The sequence below is a fragment of the Mesorhizobium sp. W067 genome, assembly GCF_054719525.1.
On record NZ_JBTTII010000001.1, the window covers coordinates 841,800 to 860,823 of the forward strand.

16 protein-coding genes and 1 pseudogene are annotated in these 19,024 nt (G+C 64.5%); 15 read left to right on the forward strand and 2 right to left on the reverse strand.

Annotated features, from left to right (window positions below; all coding sequences use genetic code 11):
- Nucleotides 1–278 precede the first annotated feature (278 nt).
- Both ACYG97_RS04105 and ACYG97_RS04110 read right to left on the reverse strand, forming a co-directional pair.
- The gene (locus ACYG97_RS04105) at nt 279–1,286 is read right to left on the reverse strand and encodes an aldo/keto reductase (protein WP_023733991.1); all 1,008 of its coding nucleotides are present in this window, start codon (nt 1,284–1,286) and stop codon (nt 279–281) included.
- Complete coding sequence (locus tag ACYG97_RS04110; protein ID WP_156937200.1) at nt 1,283–1,639, reverse strand: hypothetical protein; 357 nt, start codon at nt 1,637–1,639, stop codon at nt 1,283–1,285. The genes ACYG97_RS04105 and ACYG97_RS04110 overlap by 4 nt, the downstream gene beginning before the upstream one ends.
- 45 nt (nt 1,640–1,684) lie before the next feature.
- Here ACYG97_RS04110 and ACYG97_RS04115 point away from each other — a divergent pair, with 45 nt between their 5' ends.
- From ACYG97_RS04115 to ACYG97_RS04185, 15 genes and pseudogenes are all read left to right on the forward strand, one after another.
- Nucleotides 1,685–1,909, forward strand: coding sequence for a hypothetical protein (locus ACYG97_RS04115; protein WP_023673483.1), 225 nt, complete (start codon nt 1,685–1,687; stop codon nt 1,907–1,909).
- 117 nt (nt 1,910–2,026) lie between these two features.
- Nucleotides 2,027–4,513: a DNA ligase D gene (ligD, locus tag ACYG97_RS04120; protein WP_023733992.1), complete on the forward strand. Its 2,487-nt coding sequence runs from the start codon at nt 2,027–2,029 to the stop codon at nt 4,511–4,513.
- Nucleotides 4,514–4,785: 272 nt separating this feature from the next.
- Nucleotides 4,786–5,691 carry a non-homologous end joining protein Ku gene (gene ku, locus ACYG97_RS04125; RefSeq protein ID WP_023685883.1) on the forward strand — a complete coding sequence of 302 codons (906 nt, stop codon included), beginning with the start codon at nt 4,786–4,788 and terminating at the stop codon, nt 5,689–5,691.
- Entirely contained in the window at nt 5,688–6,815 is a 1,128-nt protein-coding gene (locus ACYG97_RS04130) for a tetratricopeptide repeat protein (RefSeq protein ID WP_023699156.1), read from the forward strand. The genes ku and ACYG97_RS04130 overlap by 4 nt, the downstream gene beginning before the upstream one ends.
- A gap of 7 nt (nt 6,816–6,822) precedes the next feature.
- Nucleotides 6,823–7,185: a hypothetical protein gene (locus tag ACYG97_RS04135; protein WP_155923794.1), complete on the forward strand. Its 363-nt coding sequence runs from the start codon at nt 6,823–6,825 to the stop codon at nt 7,183–7,185.
- Entirely contained in the window at nt 7,175–7,822 is a 648-nt protein-coding gene (locus tag ACYG97_RS04140; protein ID WP_023689822.1) for an alpha/beta hydrolase family protein, read from the forward strand. The genes ACYG97_RS04135 and ACYG97_RS04140 overlap by 11 nt, the downstream gene beginning before the upstream one ends.
- Before the next feature lie 7 nt (nt 7,823–7,829).
- Complete coding sequence (locus ACYG97_RS04145; RefSeq protein WP_023689823.1) at nt 7,830–8,600, forward strand: exodeoxyribonuclease III; 771 nt, start codon at nt 7,830–7,832, stop codon at nt 8,598–8,600.
- 106 nt (nt 8,601–8,706) lie between these two features.
- The gene (locus ACYG97_RS04150; protein WP_023733993.1) at nt 8,707–10,317 is read left to right on the forward strand and encodes a WD40 repeat domain-containing protein; all 1,611 of its coding nucleotides are present in this window, start codon (nt 8,707–8,709) and stop codon (nt 10,315–10,317) included.
- Nucleotides 10,318–10,397: 80 nt separating this feature from the next.
- Complete coding sequence (locus tag ACYG97_RS04155) at nt 10,398–11,780, forward strand: SEL1-like repeat protein (RefSeq protein WP_156936036.1); 1,383 nt, start codon at nt 10,398–10,400, stop codon at nt 11,778–11,780.
- A 231-nt stretch (nt 11,781–12,011) separates the two neighbouring features.
- Nucleotides 12,012–14,018, forward strand: a complete 2,007-nt coding sequence (locus ACYG97_RS04160; protein ID WP_023733994.1) for an amidase — start codon at nt 12,012–12,014, stop codon at nt 14,016–14,018.
- A gap of 79 nt (nt 14,019–14,097) precedes the next feature.
- A complete protein-coding gene (locus ACYG97_RS04165; protein WP_023733995.1) occupies nt 14,098–14,634 on the forward strand; it encodes an isochorismatase family protein in 537 nt (178 codons plus the stop codon).
- A 32-nt stretch (nt 14,635–14,666) separates the two neighbouring features.
- Nucleotides 14,667–15,132, forward strand: a pseudogene (locus ACYG97_RS04170) (GFA family protein).
- Between the two features lie 266 nt (nt 15,133–15,398).
- Nucleotides 15,399–16,412 carry a LacI family DNA-binding transcriptional regulator gene (locus tag ACYG97_RS04175; protein ID WP_023733996.1) on the forward strand — a complete coding sequence of 338 codons (1,014 nt, stop codon included), beginning with the start codon at nt 15,399–15,401 and terminating at the stop codon, nt 16,410–16,412.
- Nucleotides 16,409–17,926, forward strand: coding sequence for a sugar ABC transporter ATP-binding protein (locus ACYG97_RS04180; protein WP_023733997.1), 1,518 nt, complete (start codon nt 16,409–16,411; stop codon nt 17,924–17,926). The genes ACYG97_RS04175 and ACYG97_RS04180 overlap by 4 nt, the downstream gene beginning before the upstream one ends.
- Nucleotides 17,926–18,978 carry an ABC transporter permease gene (locus tag ACYG97_RS04185; RefSeq protein ID WP_031199588.1) on the forward strand — a complete coding sequence of 351 codons (1,053 nt, stop codon included), beginning with the start codon at nt 17,926–17,928 and terminating at the stop codon, nt 18,976–18,978. Before ACYG97_RS04180 ends, ACYG97_RS04185 begins: the two co-directional genes overlap by 1 nt.
- Nucleotides 18,979–19,024: the final 46 nt, after the last annotated feature.

Genomic DNA, 19,024 nt, shown 5'->3' on the forward strand with positions numbered 1-19,024 from the left:
CGCAACGTCTCCTCCGCTCGGCGCCGACCCAGGGATGCTAGCCAAGGAAAATCGATTACGCAAGGTGAGGCGAGGGGCTGAAACTGCTAATCTCCCCCCTGCGGGGGAGATGTCCGGCAGGACAGAGGGGGGCGCTGTCCCGCCGACATTGGCCAATTTCACTTACATCTTTGAGCTAACCTCTACGTAGAATACTTGATGCGGGCGATCCTTCGCGCCCCCCTCTGCCTTGCCAGGCATCTCCCCCACGAGGGGGGAGATTGGCAGCTTAGACGCCTCTACCGATCGATCGTCGTCATCACCCGCTCATTGTAGCGCGGCCCTGAGACCTTGCCCGGCGCAAGGGCCGCGTCGAGCGCAGCTATCTCGGCCGCGTCGAGCGTGATCGCGGCCGCAGCAACATTTTCTTCGAGATACTTGCGCCGCTTTGTCCCCGGGATCGGCACGATGTCGATGCCGAAACCGTCGCCCTTGCCGAGCACCCAGGCCAGCGCGATCTGTGCGGGCTTTGCCCCTTTGGCCGCGGCCACCTCCTGCACCGCAGCCGCAGCCGCGACATTAGCGTCGTAGTTGGCGCCCTGGTAGCGGGGGTCGCCGCGGCGGAAATCGCCTTCCGGATAATCCTCGGCGCGCTTGACGTCGCCGGCGAGGAAACCGCGGCCGAGCGGCGCGAACGGCACCAGGCCGATGCCGAGCTTCTTGAGCAGCGGGATGATCTCCGGCTCCAGATTGCGCTCCCAAAGCGAATACTCGCTCTGCAGCGCCGAGACAGGGTGCACGGCATGCGCACGGCCGATATTCGCCGCGCCCGCTTCCGACAGGCCGAAGAAGCGCACCTTGCCATCGGCAACCAGCCGGCCGACCGAGCCGGCGACGTCTTCCATCGGCACCGCCGGATCGACGCGATGCTGGTAGTAAAGGTCGATATGGTCGGTGCCGAGCCGCTTCAGCGAGCCCTCCAGCGCCTCGCGGATATGGTCGGGCCGGCTGTCACGCTCCGTGCCGACCTGTCTGCCGTTTTCGATGCGGAAGCCGAATTTGGTGGCAAGGGTCACCTCATCGCGCCGGCCCTTCAGCGCCCGCCCGAGCAGTTCTTCATTGGCATAGGCGCCGTAGACTTCCGCCGTGTCGAGGAAGGTACAGCCGAGTTCGATGGCTCGGTGCAGGGTGGCGATCGATTCCGCCTCGTCGGCAGGGCCGTAGGACTGGCTCATGCCCATGCAGCCGAGGCCGATCACCGAGACCTGCAGCCCCTGGCTGCCGAGTTTGCGGGTGCTGAGGGTCATTGCCGTTCTCCTTGGGGCTGAGGAAAACTATAGCGGCCGCTCCTCCAGTTTCCATAGCTGTTCGGCGGAAGAACAGCGCTTCCCTTGACAAAACCCAGCCGCAAGCGCCTTTGCCGGCGGCCATTGGGGGCCATGGGATACCAATGAAGAAGATCTACGAGAAGCCAACGCTGAACCGGCGCCAGCAGCTCTCGCGCGTCACCGCGCTCATAATTCCTTCGGACCACTAACCGAATATTGTCGTCGCCATTGCAAAGTCCGCTGCCGAGGCGCAGCGGTTTTTTGCTGCCGTCGGATCGTAGCGCTGCCAGAAGCAGGCGGTCAAAATTGACAGAGCGGCCGATCTCCAGCATCCTTATGCCGCCGCCATGTCTTGCGGTCTTGTGTATGAGTGAGCCATGGCCAGTTCCGTCACCAGCCAGAATTCCAAGCGCGCCGCGGTGCGCAAGGCGCTCGACCGCCACAAGGTCTACGTCACCGCGCAAAGCTTTTCCGGCGGCGTCTACTCGGCCCGCGTGCTGGTCGACGGCGAGGCCTACTGGGTCGACGAGTTCCGGCTGAGCCAGCTCCAGCAAGGGCTGTCCCCGGCCGAGCTAGACCTGACGCCCGCCTCAGACGATTGAGCGTGATCTCCACATTCTTCGCACCGCGCTGGGAAATTTGAAATGTTGGCGGGACAGCACTGTGCAGGAACGCGGCGCAGGGAAGGTTCGTCCGCCGCCGCCGCTCCCGCCTGACCCATGCCAACCCCGCCAACACTCAAGGCCTATCGCGCCAAGCGCGAATTTACGAAGACGCCGGAACCGGCGGGCGGGCTCATTTCAGGCGACGGCAACCGCTTCGTCGTCCACAAGCATCACGCCACCGCCGACCATTACGATTTGCGCCTGCAGGTCGGCGGCGTGCTGAAAAGCTGGGCGGTGCCGCGCGGGCCCTCGCTCAACCCGGCCGACAAGCGGCTCGCAGTTGAGACCGAGGACCATCCGCTCGAATATATCGACTTCGAAGGCGTCATTCCCGAAGGCGAATATGGTGGCGGTCCGATGATCGTCTGGGACACCGGCACCTGGGCGCCGATGGACGATGTCGACAAGAGTCTGCGCACCGGCGCGTTCAAGTTTCGGCTGGCCGGCGACAAGTTGAATGGCGGCTGGATGCTGACCCGTCTGAAGCCCAAGCCCGGCGAAGACAGCGAGAAGAAAAACTGGCTGCTGTTCAAGGAGCGCGATCTCGCCGCCGATACCGGCCTCGACATCCTGGAAGCGCGGCCGGAAAGCGTGAAGTCCGGCAAGCGGATCGAGGAGCTGGTGGCGCCGCCGAAGAAGCCGGCCCGCCTGCCGCCCAAACCCGGCGCGCTGAAACCCGGCGCGCTGCCCGGCGCTGTCAGGGGCGATCCGCCGTCGCGCATCGAGCCGCAGCTCGCCACGCAGGTGCCGAAGCCGCCGGGTGGGCCAGTGGAAGACACAGGTGAACTCTGGTTGCACGAAATAAAATTCGACGGCTACCGCACCATGGCGCATATCGCCGATGGCGAGGTCAGGCTGATCACCCGCGGCGGCATCGACTGGACGAAGCGTTACGGCGACCTGCCGCAGGCATTCGCCCGGCTGCCCCTCAGCAAGGCGATCATCGACGGCGAAATCATGGTACTCGACGAGAAGGGCATCTCGCGTTTCGCGCTGCTGCAGGATGCGCTGTCGGCGGGTGCGGGCAGCAAGCTCCATTTCTATGCCTTCGACCTGCTGCATCTCGACGGCTGGGACCTCCGCAAGGCGCCGCTCGCAAGACGCAAGGCCTTGCTCGCCGAACTGCTAGCCGGGCAGGGCGCCAACTCCGCCATCCAGCTGAGCGACCATGTCGAAGGCGACGGGCAGGGGCTTTACGATCAGGCCTCGATCCTTGGGCTGGAAGGCGTCGTCTCCAAGCGCGCCAACGCCATCTACCAGAGCGGCCGCACCAAGACCTGGACCAAGGTCAAGGCGCTGGAGACCGGCGATTTCATCATCGCCGGCTACACCGTTTCCGGCGCGGCCGAAGGACTGGCGGCACTCGGCATGGCTGAATTCGCGGATGGCGAACTGCACTATCGCGGCAAGGTTGGCACCGGCTTCGATGCCGCTACGGCGGGCGACTTGCTGGCCCGGCTGCAGCCGCTGCGCGACGGCGCGACAGCCCCCGAGGGTGTGCCGCGCGAGATCATGCGCGAGATGAAATGGGTGCGGCCGATGCTGTCGGCCCGCATCCACTACGCCAACCGAACGGCGGACAATTCGCTGCGCCACGGTGTGTTTCGGGGCCTCCGGGATGTCGGCCTGTCGACGCCGGTGTCGCCGAAGCGCAAGCGGCTGATCGCCGAAGCCGATCTCGCCACCATCTGGGTGACCAATCCGGAGCGGCGGCTGTTCGGCAAGACCGGGCCGACCAAACTCGACATCGCCGTCTATTACGCGCTGGTCGGCGATTTCATGCTGCCGCACATTATGGGCCGCCCGGTGTCGCTGGTGCGCTGCCCGACGGGCCTGCCGAAGGACTGTTTCTTCCAGCGCCACGCCTTCACCGGCATGCCGCCGTCGGTGGTCACTTTTGACGCCACCAACTCCGAAGGTGAAACCAAATCCTATCTGTCGGTCGAGGGAGCAAAAGGCTATCTGGCGCTGGCGCAGTTCGGCGTCGTCGAGTTCCACACCTGGGGCACGCATCGCTTGAGCCTCGACAAGCCCGACCAGATCGTTTTCGATCTCGATCCGGGTGAGGGCATCGCCTGGCGCGAGGTGGTCGAGGCCGCCGTCCACATCAAGGGCGAATTGGAACGGCTCGGCCTGGTGCCGTTCGCCAAGACATCCGGCGGCAGCGGCATCCACATAACCGTGCCGGTGACGCAAAAGCAGAACTGGAAGAAGCTGCACCAGGCGACCAGCGCCATCTCCACGCACCTAGCGGCCACCGCGCCCGACACTTTCACCACCACAATGGGCAAGGAAAACCGCAAGCGCCGCATCTTCATCGACTATCACCGCAACGCGCGCGGCCACACCTCCGCGGCGCCTTATTCGCTGCGCGCCCGCACCAACCTGCCGGCGTCGACGCCGGTGAGCTGGAGCGACCTTGAGACGATCGATGCGCCGCAGGATCTGAACTATTCCTCGCTGCCGGGGTTGTTGGCGACCTCGGGCGACCCCTGGGCGGACATGGAGGATTTCGCGAGGGATTTGCCGGCCTTCAAATAAGGTTTTTCTCCCCATTTCATGGGGGCGAGGAACCCAAGTCCATCGACGCTTCGGACAATTTGAATTATTCTCGGCCTTGGACCTTCAGGGCGACTGGAAGATTTCGCTAGGGATTTGCCTGTATCGTGCCCGGTCGGTGTAGGATTTCCGCAGCACCATTCGTCCTTTGGACGAAGCGCTGCAGTAAGCATGATCCCGAAAAGTGGCAACCGGTTGTCGGTAAGATCATGCTCAGTCTGAAATGTCAGTGCGTGGCCGCGTAGGAGAGTATCATGGCGCCCAGGGCAAGTTGGAAAGGTTACCTCAAGCTCAGCCTCGTCAGCTGTCCGGTCCGGCTCTATCCGGCAACGACGACCAGCGAGCGCATATCGTTCAACCAATTGCACAAGAAGACCCACAACCGCATCAACATGAAGCCGGTCGACCCTGAACTCGGCCTCGTCGAGCGCGCGGACTTGGTCAAGGGTTACGAATACGAGGACAAGCAGTACATCATCATCGATGAGGCCGACCTCGAAGCAGTGCGCATCGAATCCAATCACACGATGAACATCGAGGCCTTCGTCGACGAAGACGAGGTCGACGTCATTTATCAGGATGCGCCGTACTACATGGCGCCGGATGGCGCCATGGCGGAGGAAACCTTCGCCGTGCTGCGCGAGGCAATGCGCAAATCCGGCAAGCTGGCCATTGCCCGCCTTGTCCTGTCCAGCCGCGAGCGCGTGGTGACGATCGGCGCGCGCGAGAACGGCATGTTCGTGTGTACGTTGAGGAACCCGAACGAAGTGCGCGGCACGGCTGAATATTTCGGCAACATCCCGGCTGGCAAGCCGGATCCCGAAATGCTGCAATTGGCCGAAGCGCTGATCAAGCAGAAGGAAACCACCTTCGATCCGAAGAATTATGAGGACCGCTACGAGATCGCGCTGATGACGATGATCCGCGAGAAACTGAAGGGCCATAAGCCGATCATTGCGGCGGCGCCCGAGCGTGGCAATGTCATCAACCTCATGGACGCGTTGAAGGCGAGCCTGTCGCAATCAGCCAAGCCGCCGGCCAAGTCGAAGAGCAAGGCCGACGACGCTGAAAAACCTGCCGCCAAGGGTAAGGCGGGTGCGGCCAAGGAAAACCCGTTGAAGGCCAATCTGCTCAAGGCCGTCGGCAAGAGCAAGGGGTGACGGCGCCGACCGGTATAATCCCGGGCGCCGTCTTCGGCGCCATCGGCGCGCTGGCGGCATTTCCGCTGCGGCTCGCGGCCCGTGAGGTGGAGCGTCAGCACGGCCAGTTGCGGCGCGGCGTCACCAGGCGCACCAGCCATGTTGTGTTCGGCCGAACGCTTATCGCCAAGGCCGGCACGGCGAAGGGCGGCGATGCCGAGATCGAGCGCCGGGTTGCAGCCGAGGGCTCCGCTGGCCGAACACTCCTTAGCGAAAATGGCTTCCTGCGCCTGCTTGGTCTGATGAAGGCGCCGGAGGCGTCTTCGCTGTCCAGGCAGTCTCTCGTCGACCAGTCCAGACTGTCCGGTGCCGACCTCGACCTGCTCAGCCTGTTCGACGCCTTCGAGCACGATTGTGAACCCTACTCGTTCCGCGATCTGATCCTTGCCCGCAAATATGCGGGGCTGGTTGCCGGCGGTGCATCCTGGGGCGCGATCGCGCGCTCCGTGCATCGCTCCGGTCCGGTCGCTTCGCTCACCGCCAAATCGCTCAATGTCGGCTCGCAGCATGGCCGGCCCGATCAGATCTATCTCGAGGATGGCCAGAGCGAACTCGACGGCCAGCTGCTGTTCGATCTCGGCAGCGCAAGCGCCGCCGGCGACGACACGCTGGAAGAATTGTTCGCCGAGGCTGAAAGCGCGGAAGAGGAGGGCCGGCACGACGATGCCGCGGCGCTCTACCAACGCTGCCTCAGCATCGATCCGAGCGACGCCATCGCCGCGTTCAACCGCGCCAATTGCTTGCGTGGCGCCGGTCGCGTGGCCGACGCGGCGCACGACTATGCAAGAGCGATCAAGCTCGATCCGGCGTTCGTCGAGGCCTGGTTCAACCTCGCCGGGCTGATGAGCGACGAAGGCAAGATCGCCTCGGCGCGCCGGCATCTGGTCAAGGCCATCGCGCTCGACAAGAGCTACGCCGATCCGGTGTTCAACCTTGCCCGGCTGGAGTTCGACGCCGGCAATCTGACCGAAGCCCGCCGCCACTGGGTGCGCTATCTCGAACTCGATGCTGACAGCGAATGGGCGCGCACTGCGCAAAAGGGGATACAGTTCGTCGATCTGCAGCTGGCGCGGACGGCGGGGTGAGGCTGCCGTGGATAATCTTGTTCAGATTTCGAGTATGGGATTAACCGCGTGCTTCATCGTTTTGGCGGTGCAGGAGGCCCGCGAGCTGCTCTTCTACTGGAGCAATGGCTGGAATTTTTTCGAAGACAGCAAAATCAATTGGGCCACATATTACAACCGCAGAACTTGGCCATTTCCCCAGCGCCCCGAGGACCGTATGTCGAACAAACAGCGCGTTTGCTTCGGCCGGCCATTCTTCATCGTGCTCGTGGGGTTTTTTGCAGCCATTTTCACCCATGTTACCCTGCATCCGGAGCAGTGGCGTAAGGAAGTTCACGGTTCCAAAACCACCTACCACTATATCGGGGTCCCGCAGCCTGATGCCCACTAGCTTCCTCTTCGACGGCTTTGACACAGCCCCGGTCACCATCGTGCTGGCCCACGGCGCCGGCGCGTCGATGGATTCCCCCTCGATGACCGACACCGCCAAGGCGCTCGCCACAGCCGGCTTCCAGGTTGCGCGCTTCGAATTCCACTATATGGCGGCGCGACGCTATGGCCAGCGCAAGCCGCCGCCGCGCGCCGAGACGGTCAACCCGGAATACATCAAGGCCATCGCCGATCTGAGGGCGAGGGGCGTCGCTGGTCCGCTCATCATCGGCGGCAAGTCGATGGGCGGGCGCGTCGCCTCGATGGTCGCCGACGAGATGTTCGCCAAGGGCGAGATTTCGGGCCTCGTCTGCCTCGGCTATCCCTTTCATCCGCCGGCCAAGCCCGAGCAACTCAGGACAAAACATCTCGCCGACCTCAAGACGCCGACGCTGATCTTCCAGGGCACCCGCGACGAGTTCGGCACGAAAGAAGAGGTCGCGACCTACGGCCTTTCCAAAGCCATCGAGGTGATCTGGCTGGAGGATGGCGACCACGACCTGAAGCCGCGCAAGAGCGTGTCGGGGTTTTCGACCGCCGATCATTTGAAGACGCTGGCCGGGACGGTGAAGGCGTGGACAGGGCGGATCGTTTCCTGATCGCCAAATGAAAATCGCCACCTTCAATATCAACAACGTCAACAGCCGGCTGCAAAACCTGCTGGCGTGGCTGGCGGCAGCCAAGCCCGATGTCGTCTGCCTGCAGGAGCTGAAGGCGCGCGACCTGCAGTTTCCGCGCACGGCACTGGCCGACGCCGGCTATGGCGCGGTGTGGAAGGGCGAGCCGACCTGGAACGGCGTAGCCATACTGGCGCGAGGAGCCGAGCCGGTGCTGACCCGTGACGAACTGCCCGGCGATACCGCCGACAAGCAGAGCCGCTACATCGAGGCGGCGGTGTCGGGCGTCGTCATCGCCTGTTTCTACGCGCCCAACGGTAACCCGCAGCCGGGGCCGAAATTCCAGTACAAGCTGGCGTGGCACGCGCGGCTGGAGGCGCATGCCGCAGAACTGTTCGACACCGGCCTGCCGGTGGCGCTGGTCGGCGACTACAACATCGTGCCCGAGCCGCGCGACATCTACGCCACCCGCTCCTATGACGACAACGCGCTGGTGCAGCCGGAAAGCCGGGCGTCGTTCCAGCGTCTGCTCGAGCAGGGCTGGACCGATGCGCTGCGCAAGAAGCATCCGAAGGAAACGCTCTACACATTCTGGGATTATCGCCGCAACCGCTGGCCGCGCGATGCCGGGCTGCGGCTCGACCACATCTTGCTGTCGAAGAAACTGGCGCGCCGCCTCACCGCTGCCGGCATCGACCGCGATGTCAGAGGTGAGGACGGCGCCAGCGACCACGCGCCGGTATGGGTCGAATTGAAGTGAATTTGGCTGCGTGATCGCGCCCACTTTCGTGGGCGCAGTTTTGCGCTACTTGTTTCGCTGCGGCGGCCGCATGATGAGCAAGGTGCGGCACCGGAGGGGGAGTCCGATGGACAGGTTGGCCGAAAGGCTGTTTGCGCTTCCGCTGCTGGCGGCCGCTTTGGCTTGTCTGGTGCGGGCGTATCTGCTGCTCGGCGACAGAGATTTCAGCTGGAGCGGGATCGACCACATGCTGCACGGCCCAGCCACGCTGCGACCGGTGGTGTTCCTGACCGTCGGCGGGCTTTGCCTGCTTGGCGCCCTGTTGTTCTGGGCCGGACTGCTGCCGGGTCGGCGAAGCCAGCCTGCTGGAACGCCGCTTTTTGGCCGCGACGCCGAGATCGAATCTAAGGGTCGCCCGGGCTGGCGGCGCGCCTTCCTCATGTTGCCGGTGCTCGCCGTTCTGGCGCTGCTGGCCGACCACTTCCCTTGGGCGCGTGACGCCGGCCCGGGCGCTGAGGTCGTCGCCCCGAAGGAGCCCAAAGCCGAGCCGAAGGGCCAGGATATCGCCGGCGTCCCACCGGACTTGGCGACGCCGGCGGTTCCACCGAGTTCCCCGCCGCTCGCCACGCCTCCCGAGCCAACCCCGCCTGAGCAGGCTGCCAAACCGCCGGAACCGGCGCAGCCTACGCCTCCGGCTGCTCCCCCTCGGCCGCCACAAGTCGCAGTCGCTCCGGCGACACCGCCACCGGAGACTGCTCCACCGCCGGCTCCGGCGACACCGCCACCGCAAACCGTCGCGCCGTTGCCGCCGCCTCCGCCGGCGCTGCCGACCGAGCCCGACGGCCATCGCGACGCCGTCGTCTGGCTCGCCGTCTCGGCCGATGGCCGCGACATCATGAGCGCCAGCACCGACCATATGATCAAGCTCTGGGACATCGCCGGCAAGCGGCTGATCCGCAACCTTGGTGAACACAAGGACATGGCGCGCACGGCGCTGTTCATGCCCGACGGCGCAACCGCGCTGACCGCCGGCGACGATGGCGAGATCGTGCTGCGAAAGCTTGCCGACGGCGCGGTGCTGCATGTCTTCTCGTCGGGCGCGAATGGCGGCGTGCGCAAGCTGGCGATCAGCCCGGACGGCAAGCGCGCCGTCAGTGGCCACGACACCGGCAACGTCATCGTCTGGGATCTCGTCAACAAATCGGTGCTGCATGTGATGACCGGACATGACTGGCCGATCAGCACGGTCGCAATCTCGCCCGACGGCACGCGCGCGCTCAGCGGCTCCATCGACGGCACGCTGAAATTCTGGGACGTCGAAAGCGGCAAGCAATTGCGAAGCTGGCACGGCCACGAGCAGGGCACTTACGGCGCTGTCTTCACCGCCGACGGCCATCATGTCGTCACCGGCAGCGGCGACTACACGATCAAGCTCTGGGACCTCGACACGTTTAGGGAATTGCGCCGCTTCGAGGGCCACGAAGGCACCGTCTATACGCTGGCCCTGTCGGCCGACGGCGAGCGCCTGGTCTCCGGCTCGCTCGACGGCACGGCGCGGCTGTGGGATGTCGGCACCGGCGACCAGATCGCCATGTTCGACAGCCGCACCGGCCCGATCTACGCCGTTGCCTTCGCCGCCGACGGCACACTGCTCACCGGCGGCAACGATCGCACCATCAGGGATTGGCCGGCGGCTGGCGGCGATGGCGAGATCCTCTTTGCCGGCGCGGCGCAGTAGCGATATCAAATGCTTTGGATATTCCAGAACAGCCTGGCTTGCGCTATGGATTACTGGTGGCTGCAAATGGATTGGGGACGGTGAGCAACAACGACTGGGCGCCCAAAGTGGATACACCTGTCTACAGCCCGCCCAAGTCGCGTCGCCGAGGGGTCCTTACCGTCGTTCTGGTGTTGCTGGCGGCTTTTGTGCTGCTCGGTCCTGGCCGAAATTGCTATGTGCAGTGGTCGGCCATTAAGAAGATTCAAGCGGCTGTCCTGGCAAAGGATTATCGCGAGCAATTCCATCAGATCTCCGTGCTGGCCGACCTGGGAAATGCTGACGCACAGTACAATCTGGGATTAATGTACTGGCGTGGCCAGGGTATTGCCCAAAATGACAGGCAGGCGACCTACTGGTGGGGCAAAGCAGCCGAGCAAGGAAATGCAGATGCGGCATCCTTGCTCGCCCAGGCCTATTCCCATGGCCGAGGTGTCGAAAGAAACGACCAGCTGGCGTTAAAATTTGCCACACAGTCGGCCGACAAGGGCAACGCGAATGGTTACTATGCCATCGGCACCCTGTACGCGCAGGGCCAAGGTGTTCCGCAAAGCTATGAGCAAGCTCTCTCCTGGTGGCGCAAGGCAGCCGATGGCGGCAGTACCGAAGCTGCCTACTGCATCGGTCGATCCTATTATCTCGGTGAAGGTGTTGAGAAGGACGATCAGCTCGCCGTGACGTGGGTGCGAAAGGCGGTCGACAAGGGTGAGCCGAATGCCCAGTCTCTGTTGGGCACGCTGTATTCGCTTGGCCACGGCGTCGGTCAGGATGACCGCCTGGCCTTCGAATGGTGGATGAAGGCCGCGGTCGCCGGTGTGCCGGAAGCGCAATACTCATTAGCAAATGCGTATGAATTGGGAAAAGGCATCGGCAAGGACGACGCCCAGTCGTTCGCCTGGTTGGTCAAGGCGGCGGAACAGGACAATGTCCGGGCGCAGTCTGCGCTGGCCTATGCCTATGCTACGGGCAAGGGCACTGCCAAAAGTGATGCCGAAGCATCGTCCTGGTGGCTGAAGGCGGCGAGCCAGGGAGACGCTTATGCGCAGGCGAACCTCGGCCTTGCATATTGGACGGGCGTCGGACTGACCCAGAGCGACGCTGATGCCGTTTCGTGGTGGCTCAAGGCCGCAAAGCAGGGGGACGTTTCGTCTGAACTGTACCTGGCTGTTGCCTATGCCCGCGGCAGAGGGATAGCCAAGGATGACAAATCCGCCGAATTCTGGTTGCTGGAGGCAGCCAAGGTGGGAAATGTCGAAGCAGAACTCAACCTTGGCAAGCTTTATTACACCGGGATCGGCGGCAAGCCGAACTATCCGGAATCTGCCAAGTGGTTTTCCACATCGGCAAGCCACGGAAATGCGGAGGCCAGGACCTTCCTCGAAATGATGAAGGAAAAAGGCCAGTTCGACAGCAAGACGCTGTGAGCTCAGGGTCAGGCAACGCCGATGACGTCGGTGAGGTCGTGTCCATAATGGACATCGGCAGCGGATACCAAAACTGTCTTTCATCAGTCAATTTCGGAGGCCACTTATGCCTGCCGGCCATCTCCCCACTTGGGGGAAATCAGCAGCGTCGCCGTCACGCCTTTCGTTTGCGGCGTGACACTCGCATCGCACGATGCGAAGACTCATTTGCCGCTGCATCTCGAGAATCCCATGCCCAACCTCCAGCTCGTCGAAGCCACGATCGCCGACCTGCGCCGGGCGCTGGAGGCCGGCACCGTCACCAGCGTCGAGCTGGTGGGCGCTTATCTCAGGCGCATCGCGCATTACGACCGCCATGGCATCGCGCTCAATGCCGTGCCGGTGCTTAACCCGGCAATGTTCGAGGAGGCGGCGGCGTCCGACCTGCGGCGGCGCAATGGTGCCACCCTCGGGCCGCTCGACGGCATCCCCTACACCGCCAAGGACAGCTATAAGGTGAAGGGCCTGACGGTGGCCGCAGGCTCGCCCGCCTTCGAGCATCTCGTCGCCAATGAGGACGCTTTCACCATTGCCAGGCTGAGGGCCGGTGGTGCTGTGCTGATCGGGCTGACCAACATGCCGCCAATGGCCAATGGCGGCATGCAGCGTGGCGTCTATGGCCGCGCCGAGAGCCCCTACAATGCCGACTATTTGACCGCCGCCTTCGCTTCCGGCTCGTCCAACGGCTCAGGCACGGCCACCGCCGCCAGCTTCGCCGCCTTCGGGCTGGGCGAGGAAACATGGTCTTCCGGCCGCGCGCCGGCGTCCAACAATGCGCTTGTCGCCTACACGCCGTCGCGCGGCGTCATTTCGGTCAGGGGCAACTGGCCGCTGGTGCCGACCATGGATGTGGTGGTGCCGCACACGCGCGGCATTGCCGACATGCTGGAGTTGCTGGATGTGATCGTCGCCGACGATGCGGAGACGCGCGGCGATTTCTGGCGTGTGCAGCCTTGGGTGTCGATCGCGAAAAGCGCTGATCTCAGGCCGCCAAGCTACACTACACTCGCGTTGGAGGGCTCATTACAAGGCAAACGCCTCGGCGTGCCGAAAATGTATATCGGCAGGGATAGCGGCGCTGAACGCCCGATCGAGACCCGCGCCTCGGTGCTCGACCTCTGGCGGCAGGCAGCGCGTGACCTGGAAAAGCTCGGCGCGGAGGTGGTCGAGGTCGATTTCCCCGTCGTCTCGAACTATGAGCGCGACCGTCCGGGCACAAAAACCATGGTCGAACGCGGGCTGGTGCCGGAAGCCTTCGCCGAGCGCGAAATCTGGGATCTCTGCATCTGGGGCTGGGACGATTTCCTGCGCGCCAATGCCGATCCGGCGATCCCCGATCTGGCTGCGGTCGACGGCCCAAAGATTTTCCCGCAGCCGCCGGGCGCGCTGCCGGACCGCTATGGCGATGACGGTTTCGATCTGGCGGACTATGTCACACGCGCCAAACAGGGCGTGACGCCATTGCTGGATATTCCAACGCTGGCGGAAGGTCTGAAGGGATTGGAGGCGACGCGGCGCATCGACTTCGAGGACTGGCTGGACGCGAACCGGCTCGACGCCGTCGTGCTGCCGGCGGTCGCCGATGTCGGCCCGGCCGATGCCGACGTCAACGAGACCTCTGCAGCAATCGCCTGGTGCAACGGCACCTGGGTTGCCAACGGCAATCTGGTGTGGCGTCATCTCGGCATTCCGACCGTCACCGTGCCTATGGGAACGATGGCCGATATCGGCATGCCGGTCGGGCTGACCTTTGCGGGCAAGGCCTATGATGATGCGGAGTTGCTGCGGCTCGCCGGCGATTACGAGCGCGCCACCCAACGCCGCACGGCCCCGCCGCGCACGCCGGCGCTGGTGGGCGATGTCTTTGCGGAACGCGGTGATTTGCGGGTCGGCGCCGCGCCGCCGCCGGCGCTCCGGCTTGTCGCTGAGACGAGACAACAGGGAGACCACGCCGAGATCCTCGTAACGGTCGAACTCGATGCGGATACCGCTGATCTCAAAGTTCACGTCAATGGCGAAGCCATTGTCATGGAGCGAAGCGGCCCAAGCTTTCACGGTCGCATCCTGGTGCCGGCCGGCGAGCACGAAAGAATGCACAGTGTGTGGCGAGGCGCTTACGGCTCGATCGTTACGGCCGTCATCCGGCTGGAGGATGGACGCACGGCTGGTGCTTACGTGGTCGCGGGTGGAATCGGGTGAGGTACATGTAATCTCCCCAAGGGGGAGATCAGCAGCTTCGCCGTCTTGACCCTCCCATCGCCCGCGTTATCTTCGCGCCATGCCAAACCTCGCTCCCCTCATCGTCATCGACCTCCAGACCAACATGTTCGACGGGCGCGTCGAGCCGCCGATCCATGATGCGCCGGGCATCGCCGAGCGTACCCGCTCGCTGATCGGCTGGGCGCGGCGCGAGGGGTGCAAGGTCGCTTTCGTCAGGCATGACGGGCCGGCCGGCGATTCGCTGGCGCCGGGCGAGCCGGGTTGGCCAGTGTGGCCGGAACTCGGCCAGGCCAAGGACGAGCCGACATTCTCCAAGACCGTCCGCAACGCCTTCTCGAATGCCGAGCTTGGCGCCTGGGTGGCCGGGCAGGGGGCCGGCGAAGTCGTGCTCGCCGGAGCGCAGACCGATTTCTGCATCGCCGGCACCGTCAAGGGCGCCCTGGCCGAGGGCCTCGGCGTTACCGTCGTTTCCGATGCCCATTCCACGCTGGACACTGAAGGCGAGACCGCGACCGAGATCATCGCCCGGTACAATGCGGACTTCACCGATGCCGGCGTCACGCTGGTGACGACGAAGGCGCTGACCGGCGACTGAAGCGCCGGCGCTTCGAATACTGGGAGACTGCCGTGCCAACCCTGAAATTGCCGGCCGAAGGCGGGTGCCGCTGCGGACGTGTGCGGCTCAAGATTTCCGCAAAACCGCTTTTGACCATGGCTTGCCATTGCACCGGCTGCCAGCGCATGTCGGCCAGCGCCTATTCACTGAGCGCCGCCATTCCCTCGGACGGCTTCGAAATCATGCAAGGCGAGCCGGTGATCGGCGGGCTGCACGGCGCCTCGCGTCATTACTTCTGCCCGTATTGCATGAGCTGGATTTTCACGCGCCCCGAAGGGCTCGACTGGTTCGTCAATCTGCGCCCCACCATGCTCGACGAGCCCGGCTGGTTCACGCCGTTTCATCGAGACATGGACCAGCGAGAAACTGCCCTGGGTGACGACGCCTGCGGTGCACAGTTACGAGGCGCTGCCGGCCTTCGAGGAATATGAGGGGCTGGTGGCGGAGTTTGCTGAAACCGCGAGTCTCCCCACTTGAGGGAGATGGCCGGCAGGCCAGAGGGGGTCGGTGCGACTGGGCTCGACGTCCTTGCTGCAGATGGAAGGTTGGCGCTTCACGCGCGGCGACCCCCTCTGTCGCCTTCGGCGACATCTCCCCCTCGAGGGGGGAGATAAGCCCCGCTAAAAATTTCCATCGAATCGATTGCGCAAACGTTTCGATCGCCCTAAGCTCCCTTGAAATCCGCCATCAGAGCGGATGGGAAACGCATACTAGGGAGGAGCGCTTGCAGGCGCTGATATGTCTTGCCGACAATGGCTGAAGTGGCGCGGCGCGCCGGCGTGTCGGTGTCGACCGTCTCGCATGTCGTCAACAACACGCGCTTCGTTTCGCTGGAAAAGACGAGGCTGATCAACGACGCCATTGCCGCCATGGGCTACCAGCCCAACGAGCTGGCGCGCTCGCTGAAGGCCTCGACCACCAACAGCGTCGGCCTGGCGATCTCGGCGATCTCCAACCCTTATTTCACCGACATCATCTGCGCGGTCGAGGCCGAATGCGCACGGCTTGGGCTGATGGTGTTTCTGTCGGACACCCAGGAGGATCCCGACCGCGAACTGCAGGTGGTGCGCGCTTTCCATCAGCGCCGCGTCGACGGCGTCATCCTGGCCCCGTCGGGCTCGCCGCAGCGCGCCATCGATTACCTCGCCGACAAGAAGATGCCATGCGTTCTGATCGACCGTTTCGCCGACCAGCGCTTCGATCAGATCGGCGTCGAGAACGAAACGTCGATGCGCGCGCTGATCGACCATGTCGCCTCCTTCGGCCACAAGCGCATCGGCTATATCGCCGGACAGCCGGGCCTGACGACGACGCGCGAGCGCATCGAGGCGTTCCAGGCTTCGCTCGCCGCCAATGGACTTGAAAGCGTGCCGCACTATCTCTCGGCCGAGAATGTCGACACGGCGGCGGCGACCGCATCCACCCACGCCATCCTGTCGCTGCCGTCGCCACCAACCGCACTGGTCACCGGCAACAACATGACGACGATCGGAGCCGTCCGCGCCATCCGCGAAAAAGGCCTCACCATTCCGGGCGATCTGTCGCTGGCCGGCTTCGACGATTTCGAATGGGCCGATTGTTTCGAACCGCGCCTGACGCTGGTCGCGCAGCCCTGCACCGAGATAGGCAGGCAGGCCGCGGCCCTGCTCAGCGCCCGCATCGCGGCGACCGGTTCCGCGCCGCGTTCGGTGCGGCTGCAGGCGACGCTGCGGGCGCGCGCCTCCTGCGGGAGGCCGACCCACACGAGGCTAACATGACCGCGCCGCTGCTGGTGATGACCGGCGCCGTCAAACGCTTCGGCGGCGTGCAGGCGCTGCGCGGCGTCGACTTCGACCTCAAGGCGGGCGAGATCCACGCGCTGCTCGGCGAGAACGGCGCCGGCAAGTCGACCCTGATGAACCTGTTGTCGGGCGTCTACACGCCGGACGAAGGCACGATCGAGATCGACGGCAAACCCGTGCGTTTCAACAACCCGCGTGAGGCGCAAGCGGCCGGCATCGCCACCATCTTCCAGGAGCTCGACCTGGTGCCGTCGCTGGATGTCGCCGCCAATCTGTTCCTCGGCCGCGAACTGATGCGTCCGGGCGGCTTCCTCGACGTGCCGGCAATGCGCCGCGAGGCCAAGAAGCGGCTGGAAGCCATCGAGATCGCCATCGATCCGGCCGCCATGGTGGCGGATCTGTCGATCGGCCAGCGCCAGGTGGTGGCGATCGTCAAGGCGCTGTCTTACGCCTCCCGCGTGCTGATCATGGACGAGCCGACGGCCGCACTCACCGTCGGCGAAGTCAAGCGGCTGTTCGATATCATGCGCAAGCTCGCCGCCACCGGCGTCGGCATCGTCTACATCTCGCACCGGCTGGAGGAAGTGCCCGGCATTGCCGACCGGGTGACGGTAATGCGCGACGGCCGTGTCGCCGGCATCACCGAGCCGCACGCGCCGCAGGCCGAGCTGGTCAGGCTGCTGGTCGGACGTCCGCTGGACGAACTCTATCCGCAACGCGCCAAGGCCGCGGGCAAGCCGCTGCTCAGCCTGAGGAACGCCAGCTTCAAGCTCGCCCGCGACAGCGCCGGCTGGCAGGCGCCGCAAGGCGTTTCGCTCGATGTCCATGAAGGCGAGATCGTCGGCCTGGCCGGCATTATGGGGGCAGGGCGCACCGAACTGTTGTCCGCGCTCTACGGCACCGGCCTGTCCGGCCGCTGGGAGGGCGAGGTCGCTGTCGGCGGCAAGCCGGTGAAACTGGATTCGGTCAGCGCTGCCCGCCACGCCGGCATCGCCTTCGTCACCGACGACCGCCGGGGCTCGGGCCTGATGCTGCGCATGGCCGTCGGCCTCAATCTGGTGATGTCGGTCATATCCCGAATCTCGCCGAACTGGCTGGTCTCGCCGCGCCGCCAGGCCGAGGCGGTGAAGGAATCCTTCGGTCAGTTCGATATCCGGCCGAAGAACCCCGATATCGCCGTCGGCGCGCTCTCGGGCGGCAACCAGCAGAAGGTGGTGCTGGCCAAGGAAATCCTCGGCAACCCGCGCCTGTTGCTTCTCGACGAGCCGACACGCGGCGTCGATGTCGGCGCCAAGGGCGAGATCTACCAGCGGCTCAGGGCACTCGCCGCGCAAGGGCTGGGCATTCTGGTGGCGTCCAGCGAGATGCCGGAGCTGATCGGTCTGTGCGACCGCATCGTGGTGCTGCGCCAGGGGCGCAATGTGGCGGAATTTTTGGGCGGCGTCGACGAGCACACGGTGCTTGCCGCGGCTAACGGCAGGGAGGCCTGATGTCTGACGAGAAGATTTCCGTGGCAGCAAGCCCAGTCACAGCAGCAGCGCAAAAGCATCGCGACCCGCTGGCGCTGATCGTGCGCTTCCAGAGCCTGATCGGCCTGGTGCTGGTGGCGATCGGCGGCATCATCTTCTCGCCGCGCCGCCACGGCGAGATCCTGTTCCTCAACCCCGACAACATCGCCAACATCGTGCGCGCCGTGTCGGAGACCGGCATCATCGCCATCGGCATGACCTTCGTCATCATCACCGCCGGCATCGACCTGTCGGTCGGCGCGGTGCTTGGCCTGTCCAGCGTCGTCACCGCCTCGATGATGATCTCCGGCGGCTTCGGCCTGATCCCCACCATCCTCGCCGTGCTCGCTTTGGGCATCGTCTTCGGCGCCATCCAGGGCACCATCTCGACCCGTTTCCGGCTGGAACCGTTCATCGTCACGCTGGCTGGCCTGCAGGCCGCGCGCGGCTTGGCGCTGGTCGTCTCCGGCAACCAGTACATCAACATTTCCTATGGCGAAGGGCCGGGCCTGGCGCCGCCGGTGTTCGCCGTGCTGGGCGAGCGGCTGTTCAACAACACCGTGCCGGTGGCGACGCTTGTGTTCGTCGTCTTTGCCGCGATCGCCACCATCGTGCTCAACACCACGCGCTTCGGCCGCTATGTCTTTGCCGTCGGCGGCAATGAGCGCGCCGCGCGCATATCCGGCGTGCCGGTGTCGATGGTGAAAATCTCGGTCTACGCCATCACCGGCTTTGCCGCCGCCCTTGCCGGCATCGTCCATGCCGGCCAGTTCAATTTCGGCAGCGCCAATGACGGCATGGGCTATGAGCTGACGGCCATCGCCGCCGTGGTCATCGGCGGCACCAGCCTGTTCGGCGGCGCCGGCTCGATGGTCGGCACCGTTGCCGGCACTATCATGCTGGGCGCACTCGCCAACATCCTGCAGCTCAACAACATCACGCCCGCCATGCAGCTGCTCGCGACCGCCGCGATCATCGTTTTGGCGGCAGTGCTTCAGTCCCTCGTTCGCCGCCGCGAGGGGTTGGGTCGTTAGTGCATGTCGCGCAAAAGGTTTTGCGATGACGACATGCACAAACAAA